Below are 14,967 nucleotides of genomic sequence, written 5' to 3' on the forward strand. Positions count from 1 at the left end.
CCCCTTCATGGTAGATCTTATCGGTGAGTTCCTTAATCTTGGAGTCCATCTATATTGTAGTCTATGTTTTAGCTTGGTCTGTAGAGCGTACTAGTAGTGAGCATCTGCGTGGGTGTACGCTCTTACAGTCGCAAAGGTAATAATTTGCTCCAATAATTACAACGCTTCAACCTTACAAAAGCGAAAAATCTTTCTCAAAGTAAGGATCGGGGGCGACCAAAACTGGCACTTTATGGTCATGAATATCAATTCTCACGGAGGAATCTGCAAATAAATCGCTGGAAAACGAACATTCCCCACGGAGGCTGGATATAAAAGTTCGGAAGAATGAAATGAAACTTCGGAAGAAAGATTTCGAAGTTCCGAAGAATTTGTCCGTTCCTCGGTAGGGATTTTCGATTTCCTACCGAGGAAACTGGATTTTCATGGGCATGAAACTGGAGTTTCTTCCGCATGAAACTAGAGTTTCCTCCGTATGAAACTGGATTTTCATGGGCATGAAAATAATTGGTCATCGAAGGAGCCGAATCAATACCCTCGTAATTCCCTTACAATTGGGTCTAAATTTACCGTTGGCTGTCCCCCCCCCTATACAGTGCGTGGCTCACTCCATCTACTTTGCTATCCCAGAGTCCATAAAATACCTAAAGATAGGGTTGTAGAGCGTCTGTAGGCTCTCTAACTTTGCAAAGAATTTCGGCGGGGGATGACTTAACTTGAGCACATGCTCGCTGAATCTAGAAGTTTATAAAGCATCAAATAAATCAATCCTAAGACAATGAGAATAACTAAGGTTACATCAGTCACACTAGTGCTGATCGCACTTTCCGCCCTCATACTGGGTGGCTGTAAGGAAGATCCGAATAACCCAGATCCCAATAAAGGTACACAGTGCAAAGTGACTGTACAGTTGGGGCTAGACAAGGAGGTCGAGCTCGCCAAGCTCATGCTCACCGTCACCGACAGCCGCACGCTCAAGAAGAGCGAGACGGAGGTCGACAAGAAGAGCCGTACCGTAGAGCTAACTCTTGATAAGGGTACCTATAGCTTTGCCGTATCGGGTGAGACTGTGGATCACCGCACGCTCGTGGGGGGTAAGGAAAACGTCGTCATCAGCGATGCTATGACTCTCTCCATACCAGTCCAGATAGGTGAGGCTCCTACGTCTGAAAAGTCTCAGCTCATCTTCGGTGACATCTTCTTCAATGGCGAGACCAATGGTCGTATGATGCACCCAGATCAGTACTTTATGATAGTCAACAATGGGGAGAAGACTGAGTACCTCGATGGTGTCTGCTACGCTGTGACAGCTCAGGCTAACCCAATGCCAGAGACTCCCTGGACTAAGTATCTAGCAGACAAAGAGGAGCTACCCGTGAGGGGTATCTATCAGTTCCCCGGGAGTGGTAAGGAGTATCCGATCAAGCCTGGAGAGTTCAAGATTGTTGCTGCGACGGCTATCAATCATCATACTGAGGATAAGCCAAACTCTGTAGACCTATCAGGAGCTGACTTTGAGTTCCTATACCCAGATGTAGAGCTCCCTGCTGGAGATGGCAAGACAATCAAGATTACAGACACGGACAATCCTGATGTGCCTAATATGAATATCGTCGTAGACTGCTTCTCTAGTACGGGTATCGCACATCCTAGAGGCTTTTTGCCACCACTCCTCTTTAAGGTGGAGGGCGATCTGAGTGCATTCCTTAAGGATCATGTCATGCAGGTGACTAATAAAAAGGGCGAAACGGAGAACTACTACACCATCCCTGTAGACCTTATCCTAGATGGTGTGGAGACAGGTTGCGAAGGACAGTTCAAGACGCGTGCGCTACCGATTACAGTAGACAAGGGAAACTTCTACGTGACGGGTTGCCACCGTCAGCAACTAGCACACCGCAAGACCGAGATGCGTAATGGTCGCACTCATTGGATCGATACTAACGACTCAACCAACGACTATGAGCGTGTACAGGGACAAAAGGCTTATCCTAAGAAGTAAGAGACTACCTAAGTCTACCATATCGTAATTATCTACCGTAGGGGGGCGTGCATAGATACGTCCCCCTACCTTACCTCACTGACCGCATACACACTATGGCTATGCTACACAGACATACGCTATTGACGCTTATCACGCTTTGGCTCTTGCTCCTACCTGAGCTTAGCTTTGCCATGTCGTACACGACTCCTCCGCCAGCAATCGGCATCACAGGACGTGTACGCAATGCTAAGGACCACGCTCCTATCGGGTGGGCTACAGTAGGGATCAGCGAGACCAATCAGGGTGTAGTCTGTGATGCTGATGGTCGCTTTACCCTGCCTCTCCGACAGGGGGGTACCTACACACTGATAGTGCGCTGTGTCGGCTTCGCACCATATAGCCGCACGCTCTCGGTCCAGGGACTAGAGCAGGTTGACATCCCCCTACGTAGGCTGAGTATAGAGCTACCTGAGGTGGAGGTGCTGGGTGCCTACCGTAAGGACAAGAGCGAGGTGGTCATCGGTCAGGAGGCGATGCAAAACATACAGCCAGTCTCAATAAAAGATATCTTGCTCCTGCTCCCAGGCGCTGTGACTACGACGCCTGGCATAGGAGACTTCAAGGGGGTGACCAATCGTCAGGTAGGACAGGACGATAACAGCTCCCTCGGCACCTCAATCATGATAGATGGGGCTCCTATTACCAACGATGCCTCTCGTGTGCAGATGCAGGGGCTGACTGGTATGAGTCGCTTCTCGACCTACCTGCCAGATAAGGCGGTCACGAAGCGTAGCTCGCTCAACTCGGGGATAGATCTGCGTACGCTCTCGACCAATCACTACGACCGTGTCGAGGTAGAGCAAGGTATTAGCTCCGCCTCCGAGGGTAATCTAAGTAGTGGAGCGATCAAGCTACACCCTAAGCGTGGTGTGACGCCCTGGGAGGGGCGTGCTAAGGTAGACCCGCTCTTCAAGTTAGCTTATATAGGCAAGGGTATAGCTCTCGGCTCTACGGGCTACAACAGTCTACACATTGGCGGCGATGTGGTAGACTACCGAAGTGATCCTAGAGAGCGCCTAGAGCGCTATACAAGAGCTACAGCGCAGCTCTCCTATGCCTATCATAGAGACCTCGGTGATACTGGAGGTGGAGGTGTGCTAGACGTGACCGCTACGCTACACCAGACCGCCTCTATACAAAACAGCCGCACGGACGAGCTGGTAGAGCAGCAAGATGAGCGATACAATACAGAGTACTACCGCACGACACTGGTGGCTAATGCTCGCTGGTCGCCTCAGCTCTCGTGGCTTAGGACTTTGTCGTGGAGATCGACGGTGGACTATACCTACGATCTCCTCAGTCGTAAGTATCTCTATCTATCTGGGAGAGGTCCTGCTGTCATGCCTATCAGTAGGGAGATGGGACTGCAAGAGGGCGAGTTCCTCCCCACCTCTTACTATGCTTACTACAAGATGGACAATCAGCCCTTAGCACTTCAGACCACGCTATCGGCTGAGAGTCCTATGGCTTGGCTGGCTCCTCTACAGCAGACACTACTATATGGTGTCGACTACTCCATTGCTAAGAACTGGGGGCGAGGTGCCGTCATAGATCCGTCCCGCCCTCCATATCCTGGTGACAATACCTTTATATGGGTTCGCCCTAACTATGCTATCCCAGCGCTCTCGAATATAGCAGCCTTCCTAGAGGATCGGCTCTTCGTCTCATTAGGTAGTCACCGCATAGATGGCAACGTGGGACTACGTGCCACGCAGATGCTCAATCTACCGCACAACTATCGTCTAGCGCACGAGATACTACTCGACCCACGCATCAAGCTCTCGTGGACCTATACAGCACCCTCGGGCTTTGCCACGGCTGTGCGCCTAGGATATGGTGTGGCTCACAAGCTACCCACGCTAGACTATCTATATCCAGACAACGTCTACCGATACTTCTCCGCTCTTAATGCCTACTACAGCGATCCTAAGAGAGATCACTTGATGACTTACGCGATCAAGCACGACCCCTCCAACCCTAATCTAAGGGCTATGAGCAATGAGAAGAAAGAGATCGGCATAGATCTCTCTTATCAGCGCTATACGCTCGCTGTGACGCTCTTTCAGGAGGATATGAATAGCGGGTACGCCTATGCTCCAGCCTATTATCCTATCACTTATCCTACCTATCGCCGTCCTATCGGAGGCTCGCTCCCAGCGGGTAAGAGACCTGTCAAGGAGGACTTCTACGAGGACCTTTACCAAGACTTTACCTCGCTCTCAACGGTGCAAAACTCTGAGCGCACGGTGAAGCGTGGTGTCGAGTACCGTCTGCGGACTCCTTACTTTAAGGCTATCCGTACGCAGTTTGAGCTCAATGGAGCTTACTACCACACGCTATACGCCTCTGCTATACCCGTTATGTACCGTCCGGAGATTATCGAGTTCGACGTTAAGTACCCTTACGTAGGTATCTACGGCAAGGGTGATCATCGCCACTATCACCGTGTCAATACCAATCTATGGGCTACAACGCACATCCCCGAGTGGGGGGTGATACTAACCAACTTCTTTCAGGTGATATGGTTTAGTAAGTCTTACTACGGGCGTGAGCAGAGCCCTTACCCCTATGAGCTGATGGATCTGAATGGCCGTAAGCTACCTGTCGGTGAGAAGGAGATCGCACAGATGAATGACCTCTCCTCTCCGATGCGCTACCTCAATAGATCTCTCGACGAACTCTACTATCGGGCGAATATAAAGCCGATATCTGTGCGTATGAGCTTCAAGGGTACGAAGCAACTAGGCGAGCACATCCGGCTCTCATTCTTTATCGACAACATTATAGATATCTCTCCAAAGTATCTGCAGAAAGACAAAACGACAGCTCGTGAGTGGGTCGTACCTTACTTTGGACTAGAGACCTCCGTAAAGTTTTAGCACACTATGTATCTACACGCCTTTACCCACTCCTCTCTATCTATCCGTAGCTTCGCCCTTTGCTTACTAATGCTCGGCTATGTAGCAGCAAAGGCGCAGATGCCCGCTTCCCCCTTTATCATAGGGCAGGGAGAGGTCTATAGCTCTGCGCTCCAAAGGTACTATGAGGAGATCACACCACGAGTTGAGGATAAGCTTGCTAAGGTACGCTACACAATCCCAATGGAGATACCGCAAGACACGACCTATGCTCTCGTGGGACTACGGAGTAACTACCTCTCTCAGGACGGGGTCAGAGCTCCTTACGAGGGAGCTACGGAGACGGCTGGAGAGCTACTGGCGATGGGTGTGGCAAACTTCAAGCATCGAGGTCGTCTCAGTGGCTATGTCTCCGTAGGCTTAGGCTATCAGGGCGCGATAGGTTACTCAGCCATACGACAGCCTGAGTACTACCTACCATACCTTGTCGCTGACACTTCTGGCGGTGCCTATCGCTACGAGCATTATATCGCAGGCGCTCTCTATGCGCTCAGACGAGGTGCCTCAGAGCTGGGCGCTGGGCTACACTTCGCTGGGGAGATAGCCTATAAGTACGAAGACCCTCGTGTCTACAATACGACTGGCACTCTCCAAGCGACCCTAGGCTACAAGCATCACTTTAGCTCGCTAGATCTATCGGCTACGCTACATGCGCTCTATCATCGTAAGTATATGAACTTATGGCTCTGGAGACCCTCACAGCAGGACAAGTTCCCGCTAACGTACGGCTTTGGGATGGTGGATGTGCAGAATACTAAAATCTTCTTTGGCACCTCTCGTATGCACTATATGGGTGGTGTGGCGGTAGACCTATTATTAAGGAGTAGACAGCGTGAGCTCGGAGCTCCTCACTATACGCTCTTACTCTCTGACCAACTCTACAAGATGCGGACGGAAGAGTCATCCGCTGCCGGGCTATTCGGACTCCTTAATAATAGTGTGAGACTGCTCAGTAGTGCAGGGTGGGGGAGATGTACTTTGGCTCTAGAGAGTAGCATACTACATCGTCTAGGCACCGAGTATATCTATGCGACCCATCAGCCAGACCAAGAGCATCTCACGATCACAGATCTACGTCAGATCGGTCAGCGACAGACCTATCAGCAGGCAGATTACGACGCTCAGCTCAGAGGACGCTACCAGATCCCTCTCTCCTCTAGGCATCAGCTAGCTCTCTCCCTCGGTGGGGGCTATCACTATCATCAGGAGCTTTACAAGGGAAGTTCTAATCACATAGACTATAGTGTCGTGAGACCCTGGGCGGGTTGTGACTATCGGTACAGCGATCGTCTCTACACGGCTCTCTCCGTGGCGTATCGTTTACCGCTCTCATCGACCTATGTCGTGGAGCGTGGCTACAAGGATCAGCTCGACTACCAGCTGGCTTACCTACCTCTACTGAGTAAGCTCAAGTCTGGTCTAGAGCTTAGATGGCACAGTCAGCTAACTATCCCACTTCCTCGTAGCCAAGCGATGACAATAAGCGTGGATGCCTTCTACGCTCCTAATCGACTAACCCCAAGACGACCTCTCTACGAGGGTAGGCCGACTACTTCCTCGGGTATATTTAGCCATCCAGAGCTAATCGGGGAGCAGGCTCGCTCCTACGGATTGCTCCTCTCCTTGACTTACCATATCTAATTCCTTTGCTTCTGCTCGTCACACCTACGAAGAGCGATTACTAATCCAATAAACCAACTATAAGCTATGCACAAGTATATACTCTACTTCGTCATACTCCTTCTACCGCTGACAAGCTTTGCTCAGCAGCGCGAAGCCATCAAGATTACGACAGACAAGAAGATAGGCGAAACCATTACCCTCAATATCATTGCCAATGGAGATATCTCCATCGAGGGACTAAAGGGTATCTACGACCCAGCCGAGGATGTCTCTTATGAGGTTTTGTCTCAAGAGATTACTTTCACAGGACCGATCACTGACTTCAACGCCAATGGGTGTGGCATTACAGACATAGATTTGTCTCGCGCCTTGTCGCTGGAGTGGCTCGCGATCAATGACAATAAGATACGCAAGCTGAACCTATACTACTGCGACTATCTAGCGCAGCTCCAGTGTGCTAACAATCTTATTAAGGAGTTAGACCTCACGCTAAATGAGCAGCTACAGCAGGTCTTTGTGGACAATAACTATCTCAAGCAGCTAGATCTAAGTAACTGCCCACAGCTCTCCACGCTCAATTGTAGTGGCAATATGATCTCCACGTTAGACTTTGCTGATTGTCCCTTCCTCAACCAGCTCTTCATCTACTCCAATAGGTTTATGGCCGAAGGGATAGACAGCCTCATCGCTCATCTGCCCAATCTGACACCCAATGCACAGCGAGGCTCCATCGTGGTCTTAAGTAAGGTGGATCCTTATGAGCAGAACACTATCACCCAGGAGCATATCGACCAGCTACAAGCTAAGGGCTGGACCGTCAAGTGTCGTACAAGTAGTGACATCTACCAGTCCTATGACAAGAGTCTCCCCATAGATCGCTCAGATCTCTCCTTTACGACCTTTTATCCAGAGATAGAGCTCGGAGAGCCTATATCCTTCACCGTACGAGTCAAGGAGGGAACGGAGCTCCTTATGCGAGGGGTTAAGGGGGAGTGGCGCAATGGAGAGCGCATCCAGTATATACTAGATAAGCCCGCCATCACAGTGCGAGGTGCTATCGAAGAGATCATAGCTGACAGCTGTAAGATATCAGCTCTCTTTCTGGATCAGCTACCTATTGCTACCCGTCTAAGCTTTGCGGGCAATCAAGTAGAGGAGATGTGCTTTAGGATTATGCCGAGACTGCGCTCCTTCATCTGTAGTCAGGGGCATCTATCAGAGGTGCTCGTGCAGCAGATCGTAGACGGGCTACTGATGATCCCTGAGGCGGAGAGTCCAGCTATACTAGGTATCTATGATGACTCGGTAAGACCTGAGACGAATCAAATGCGCCCCAAGCAAGTCGCTGAGGCTAAGGCTAAGAGATGGCAACCCTCCCAGTGGGATGCTTCCTCTCACACATGGATACCCTACGAGGGTAATCACAGAGCATGCGAAGCTCCACTTCAGACAGAACACTACCGATGCTATGTCGAGGGAGCTGGCGTATGGATCAGAGGAGAGGAGTTGCCCTCCAAGACACTCACCATCTACACGCTAGATGGTACACAGCTCTTACAGACTACACTCACCCACACCGATAGCTACATACCTCTATCTAAAGGTGTGTACATATTGCGGATAGGTAGTAGTAGCTGTAAGCTCATCATCTGAAGTTGAATTTTAAATCAAATATAATCTATGACAAAACGAATACTTTACCCGATTGTCTTTGCTCTGCTTCTCCTCTTGGGAGGATGGGGCAGTGGTACCCTTCTACGCTCCTAACCGACTAACCCCAAGACGACCTCTCTACGAGGGTAGGCCGACTACTTCCTCGGGTATATTTAGCCATCCAGAGCTAATCGGGGAGCAGGCACGCTCCTACGGAATCCTCCTCTCCTTGACTTATCATATCTAATTCCTTTTATGAATATCCTCAAGCATTTATTCTTCCTTGCCTCTCTTGGCATAGCAACCTGCGCCACAGCTCAAAGTACTGCAGAGTCCATAACTATAACTCCTACGGGACAGTATAGCGAACTCACTGGCTATATCTCTGGTGAGCAACTGTGGATTGATTTAAACGGCAATAGAACCCTTGACTCTGGCGAAGCTGTCCAGTCAGGTAAGAAGATGGTCAAAGCATTGCAAAACAACCATTTCCCCTTGACAATCTATGGCAAGACGATAACAGAGCTGATACTACAAAACAGTGAGACCCCAGATCAAATCAAAGCCATTGATCTGACCGCAGCTCACTCTCTCACTAAGCTAAACCTCAGGGGAAACCCCATCGTTGGTGAGCTTAGTCTCCAGTCTTGTCCAAGCATTGCTGAGGTCAATCTGAGAGAGACGATGCTAGAAGTGATCAATGCGACAGCTTGCTATTCGCTCACCCATCTATACGCCTCGGATAGTCCTAAGCTTCACAGCCTCCTCCTCTCAGACTGTAATAGACTATCGTGGCTCGAAGCTGATCGATGCGCTCTCCAGAACCCGATACTCAAGGGAGCCATATCGCTTTCCTCCATTCATCTAGATGACAATGAACTGACGGAGCTAAATATCCCGATGGCTTGTTCCAATCTCAAGGTCGTTAGTGTATCCAACAATCCGAACCTAAAGGAGCTGTCAATCCGTGCTCTCGCTACCGTGACTGGGCTCTACGCTTCTCGTTGTGGGCTTACTGCGATAGATCTCTCTCGAGGAGCTCTGCTAGAGAGCGTAGATCTCTCTTGCAATGAGCTTCGCGAGCTTACCCTACATGTCAATCAGACACGTCTTAAGGAGCTTCGGATCTACCAAAACGACTTCTCGCTAGAGCGTATGAAGCAACTCGTATCTACACTCCCCGCAGATGATAAGTCTAGAGAGGAGAAGCGTCTCATAGCTATCAATACGCAGGGTATAACGCCTCGAGAAGCAAATGTCTGCTCTAAGAGTGTTGTCTCTCTAGCGAATAGTCTAGGATGGGATGTCTATGACTATCACGGTGGTGTAGAGCAGCTCTACGCAGGCTCTAGTGATCCAAAGATTGACCCAACCAAAGAAGGGTTTATTATTACGACTCAGCAGCAACGTGGGGGAGAGCTCTCTCTTGACTTGAAGGGGAGCAATCTCTTTATAGATCTCAATGGCAACAACCTCTGCGACCCTGGTGAGAGTCTCCAGGTGGGACATAATCGCATCACTCTCTCGGAGCGAAACATCGTAACCATCTACGGATCTGACATAACAGAGGTGCGTATCCCCAATGGTCAGCTAAAGGGTGTCGATCTTGCTCAGGCTCCTCATATAGAGTCTCTAGATCTTAGTCATAACCTGCTGGAGTTTGTTGACCTATCTGCACAGCAACAGCTCAAAGAGCTAGACCTAAGTCACAACCATCTGAGAAGCCTCCTGCTACCATCGCGAGCCCCAATGAACAAGCTCACACTGGCTTTCAATCAAATCTCTTCAATAGAGCTTCCCGCCTATCACGATCTGCAGGAGCTTTGGCTTAGCAACAATAGACTTACCTCCTTTAACCTGCTAGCCCTTAAGTCGCTTCAAGAGCTACATGTTGAAGTCAATAAGATAGATCTCATAGCAATGCGAGAGCTAGTCTCACAGCTACCTACCAAGGCGACCTCAGAGACTAAGTGTAAGTTGTACGCAGTCGATACTACTGCTCCAGATGAGGGTAATCACATCTCCAAGAGTATGGTCACCTCCGCACGCTCCAAAGGTTGGTCGGTCTACAATGGTCAGACAGCTAACTATGAGGGGGAGCCTGACCAAAAGCTCGGAGAGCATGCAGAGCGCATTGCCATAACTGTCAGCTCCGAGGATCCCACGCTACTCTCATTCTTCCCTAAAGGCGAGGATTGCTGGGTTGACCTCAATGGCAACGATAGCTATGACCCAGGTGAAGAGATTGACGCAAGCACAGGACGTAAGCATCAGATTAGGGTCGTCAGTAAGCAGACCTTCACACTCTATGGTCGGCAGATTACAGAGTTGCGGATCAATGACCAAGCACATGTTTCTAAGGTAGATGCCTCCGAGGCTCACTCGATAGAGCTACTATGGGTTCGAGACAACGACCTATCGGAGATTATACTGCCTAAAGGCAAGACACTCAAAAATCTAGATCTCTCCAATAATAAGCTCTCTGGAGATATAGACCTGCGTCCCTACACGGCTCTGGAGAAGCTATTTCTAGTCACCAACGCTTATCAGAGCGTTGCTGTGTCAGGGCTGCAGCAACTAAAGGTCCTATCTCTGAGCGAGAACAAGCTCTCTACGATAGACCTTACAGGTTGTGATAACCTGCAGGAACTGTACCTAGCGTCTAATCAATTCGCAAGCGTGGACTGTAGTCACCTGCACAAGCTGGAGACGCTTTCGGTCTTTAGAAATCAGATCAAGCGTCAAGCTATGCAGCAACTCATCGATGGACTAAACGACATCGCGCCATCGTCAAAGATTCGCGGTAAAATCTTCAACGTCTCCTATGTCACCAGAGATGGTCAGCCGTCTCTAGAGGAGCACAACGAGCTGACGCCAGAGCAGATCAAGCTGGCAGAGCAGAAGCAGTGGACTGTCAACGGCTGGAAGGAGGGAGGTGGTGTCATCGTCATCACAGCTCTTCAAGAGTGTGCCACTCCATCAGAGGATGCCTTGACTTGGTATCCTATAGAGAGTGGATGGGTCGTTGCTCCACAGCATCTAGATGGTACAACTATCCTCTCTGTCTTCTCACCCGAGGGGACACTGATATATAGAGGTCTTGCTAATCAAATCCTTGAGATACACACGCCACTTCATAAGGCTTTGCTAGTTTATGGAGATCAGCGCTATCTATTGATACGATGAGAGACTATAGACAACTATGTTATAACTTACATTTTAACAAATACAATCTATGACAAAACGAATACTTTACCCGATTGTCTTTGCTCTGCTTCTCCTCTTGGGAGGGTGGGGCAGTAAGGCAAGTGGTCAGTCTAGTGGAGCGACTTATGCCGTCCGCTACACCCTGCCCAAGGGTGTCTCTGACCTAAGATGTGTTACCTACTTACCCTCTGAGGGCAAGGTGGTAGTGACCTCAGGGCGCAAGATCCCTGCTGGCACACAGCTCACCTTTACGGCAACTGTAGAGGCTGGCTATGAGATCGACCACTGGACGGTCAATGGTGAGCTCGCCCAGCATGAGCCTGAGGCCTATGGAGGTGCCAAGATAATGGAGATGGAGATGCCCGAAGAGGATATCGATGTCGTCATCGTGATGAAGGAGCCTGAGACACCTACAGATGAATGTACGGTTAGACTCACACCCTCTACGCCTGATGGAGGCATGCTCAGTGCATACTATCTTGAGCGTAACCCATTTACAGGAGAGGAGGATGCGACCTACATCGATGATGGCGATCGGGTTCCTAAAAACACACAACTCAAGGCTACAGCCGTGCCAAACTCAGGCTATACCATAGGGCAGTGGTACCAGGATGGTGTCGCAATAGAAGGCTCTAAGGGAAGGGAGAGTGTGTCCGTAGTAGTCCGTGGCAATACTGAGATCAAGGTAGACTTCGAGTCTTCAGGACAGAGCTTTGAGGGGGTCGTCTTTACATTCCAAGAGGACACTCCCGAGGGCACCATCACTGCCTATTACGAGGATGACAACTTCAATCACAAAGCCTTCCACTCGGGAGATAAAGTCCCTATGGGTAAGATGGCTTTCTTCACTGCTACCCCAAAAGCGGGTTACGAATTTGACTATTGGACCCTCAATGGGGAGAAGAGTCGCTTTCTGATGATTGTCGACGAGCACACCTGCAAGCTTTCTGCAGAAGACAACGACACCATCGGAGCCGTCTTCAAGAGTACCGCTCCAGCAGGGCACAAGATTACGCTCACAGCTGGTGAGGGAGGTACGCTCCAGTGCTTCCTATCTACTGGTCCAGAGGTACAGTCTGGTAGCACTGTCGATGACGGTGTCGCTCTACGGTTCACCGCTAAACCTATGAAGGGCTACAAGACAGATCAGTGGACGATCAATGGCGAGCCATTTGCAAAGGGCAAGGGTAAGAACACCATCATCCAAAAAGCTGACAAGCCACTCAATGTCGAGGTTTCCTTCCTCAAGGACATACAGCTTTATACGGTCGAGTATGCCGCAGAGGCGGGTGGTACTATCAAGAGTGCCACATACTATGATCGTACTACTTACAACTACGTAGACTTTCAGAGTGGCAAGGAGCTACCCAAGGACTCCGAGGTTGACATTGAGGTCGAGCCAAAGGCGGGCTATGTCGTAGACCTCTGGTATCTCAATGATCAGCCTATTGATGCCTCCAAGGGCAAAACTAGCCAAACCATCAAGATCAGTGGGAATAGCAAGATCCGTATCACCTTTGCTACTAAGCCCAAGCAGACCGTAACGTACACAGCTAGCACTGGTGGTACCATCCAAGGTACTCTACAAGGCACCGCCTTTGACTCTGGATCTAAGCTCGATGAGGGCTCGTACATTATATTTACCGCTACTCCTAGTAAGGGGTATGAGGTTGATCAGTGGCGTATAGATGGAGAGGTCATCGCGCGCTATGCTGGCAAGAAGGAGATACAGGAGCGCCTTGGCAATAAGCCTCTCAAGGTGGAGGTCTCCTTCAAGAAGATCCCCGTCACCTTCCCTGTTGTCTTCACTGCTGGTGAGGGTGGTACTATCGTAGCTACTGTAGCTGAGGGATCGGCTCATAAGAGCATCTCGAGTGGTGATGCCATCGTTCAGTACAGCCGAGTCACATTCACCGCAAAGCCAAAGAGTGGCTATCTTGTTGATCAGTGGACTGTCAATGATCAGCCTCAACAATTCTTCGCTGGTAAGCCAGAACTCACTCGCTCTGTTCGTGAAACTCTCAAGGTACATGTAACCTTTAAGGAGGACAAGCCAGCTAAGCTCTGCACAATCAACTATACCAAGGAGAATGAGTGGGGTACGCTCGTCGCTTATTATGACACGCAAGCCTCTGGACGTATCAATGTCAAGCCTGGAGATAAGGTAGAGGAGGGATATATGATCACCTTCCTAGCTACGCCTAAGGAGGGCTACACCATTGATCACTGGACATACAACGGTACCAAGACTTCTACTGTCAAGCCCGAGATGCTGACCGTTAAGGCAACGGAAGATATGACTGTCGCCGTGGTATGCAACAAGGCAAAGCTATGTACCGTAACCTTTGATGCCGTAAGTGAGGGTGGCAAGATGACCGCCTCTTACCTCAAGGACGAAGGGCTCAACGGCTACAAGGATGTCTACATCAACTCTGGCGATCAGGTGCCTGCAGGTACCGAAGTAACTTTTGTCGTGACACTCACTGAGGGCTACACGCTGGAGCATTGGCTCGTAAACAATACGAAAAAGGCCTGCGACAAATACAGTCCGAACCGCCTACGCGAGCTTGTGATCAACGAAGATACAGAGGTTAAGGCCGTCTATAAGGCTCCTCAGAAGCCTCAGCATGCCGTCACCTTTACCGCTGGTGAGGGTGGTGCTATCGCTGCAACGGTTGGTACCGAGGCTAAGGCTATCCAGAGCAAGGATCAGGTAGAGCAGGGTGCAGTCATCACCTTTACCGCTACACCTAAGGAGGGCTATGAACTAGACCACTGGATGGTCAATGGCAAGCCTGCCGTCGCTGGTGCCGATACGAAGATTGAGGGCAATAAGCTCATCGTCACTCTAGGCGACCAGGACCTCAAGGTCGAGGCCACCTTCAAGAAGCTACCCGTCACCTACGAGGTTACCTACTCTGCTGGTGAGGGAGGAGATATCGTCGGAGCTAATTACAATGGTCGCAAGGTCATACCTAGCGGTTCAAAAGTAAATGAGAATGTCTCCATGCGCTTTACGGCAAAGCCAAACACAGCGCAGGGTTACAAGGTCGATCAGTGGTTTATCAATGGTCAGGTACAGAACCAGCTCACAGGAAGACCTTTTATCTTCTGGCAGATTAAGGCAAAGACCGAAGTCAAAGTCACCTTCAGAAAGGAGCAGATGTATGAGGTCGACTACAAGCCAGACAACGAGTGGGGAACTATCGAAGCCTACTATTACGATGGTGGTCGCAAGGTAACTGTAGAGCCCAAAGCCAAGGTTAAAGAGGGTACCTTCGTAGAGTTTCAAGCTACTGTCAAGGAAGGCTATGCTCTAGATGGTTGGACCAATAATGGACACGAAATCCCCGTAGCTGATATTGAGACCCTCAAGGCTAGCCTCACACTGCGAGCTAACGCCGTTATTGATGTCAAGTACCACAAGCTAGTTGTCAAGCATGCCGTTACCTTTACCGCTGGTGAGGGTGGTACTATCGTTGCAACGGTCGGTACCGAGGCTAAGGCTATCGAGAGCAAGGA

6 protein-coding genes are annotated in these 14,967 nt (G+C 49.9%); all 6 read left to right on the forward strand.

The features are described 5' to 3' along the window. Positions 1 to 778 precede the first annotated feature (778 nt). Positions 779 to 2,002 carry a DUF4876 domain-containing protein gene (locus PORUE0001_RS05945; protein ID WP_039865723.1) on the forward strand — a complete coding sequence of 408 codons (1,224 nt, stop codon included), beginning with the start codon at positions 779 to 781 and terminating at the stop codon, positions 2,000 to 2,002. 101 nt (positions 2,003 to 2,103) lie between these two features. Beyond that, positions 2,104 to 4,923, forward strand: a complete 2,820-nt coding sequence (locus tag PORUE0001_RS05950) for a TonB-dependent receptor (protein WP_007365545.1) — start codon at positions 2,104 to 2,106, stop codon at positions 4,921 to 4,923. Positions 4,924 to 4,929: 6 nt separating this feature from the next. Further along, a complete protein-coding gene (locus tag PORUE0001_RS05955; RefSeq protein ID WP_007365540.1) occupies positions 4,930 to 6,603 on the forward strand; it encodes a DUF6850 family outer membrane beta-barrel protein in 1,674 nt (557 codons plus the stop codon). Between the two features lie 66 nt (positions 6,604 to 6,669). After that, positions 6,670 to 8,238 (forward strand): T9SS type A sorting domain-containing protein, encoded by a 1,569-nt coding sequence (locus PORUE0001_RS05960; RefSeq protein WP_007365543.1) that lies wholly within the window; start codon positions 6,670 to 6,672, stop codon positions 8,236 to 8,238. 255 nt (positions 8,239 to 8,493) lie between these two features. Next, a complete protein-coding gene (locus PORUE0001_RS05965) occupies positions 8,494 to 11,424 on the forward strand; it encodes a putative leucine Rich Repeat domain protein (RefSeq protein ID WP_007365539.1) in 2,931 nt (976 codons plus the stop codon). Between the two features lie 49 nt (positions 11,425 to 11,473). Next, positions 11,474 to 14,967, forward strand: a 3,494-nt coding sequence (locus PORUE0001_RS05970; protein ID WP_007365542.1) for an InlB B-repeat-containing protein, incomplete at its 3' end; no start/stop codon positions are given.

It is taken from the genome of Porphyromonas uenonis 60-3, from assembly GCF_000174775.1.
Taxonomy (GTDB): Bacteria; Bacteroidota; Bacteroidia; order Bacteroidales; family Porphyromonadaceae; genus Porphyromonas; species Porphyromonas uenonis_A.

What these genes read in the sequence shown, in the direction of transcription:
- PORUE0001_RS05955 (WP_007365540.1), top strand. Translation starts at nt 4,930, where the DNA reads ATGTATCTACACGCCTTTACCCACTCCTCTCTATCTATCCGTAGCTTC.
- PORUE0001_RS05960 (WP_007365543.1), top strand. Translation starts at nt 6,670, where the DNA reads ATGCACAAGTATATACTCTACTTCGTCATACTCCTTCTACCGCTGACA.
- PORUE0001_RS05945 (WP_039865723.1), top strand. Translation starts at nt 779, where the DNA reads ATGAGAATAACTAAGGTTACATCAGTCACACTAGTGCTGATCGCACTT.
- PORUE0001_RS05965 (WP_007365539.1), top strand. Translation starts at nt 8,494, where the DNA reads ATGAATATCCTCAAGCATTTATTCTTCCTTGCCTCTCTTGGCATAGCA.
- PORUE0001_RS05950 (WP_007365545.1), top strand. Translation starts at nt 2,104, where the DNA reads ATGCTACACAGACATACGCTATTGACGCTTATCACGCTTTGGCTCTTG.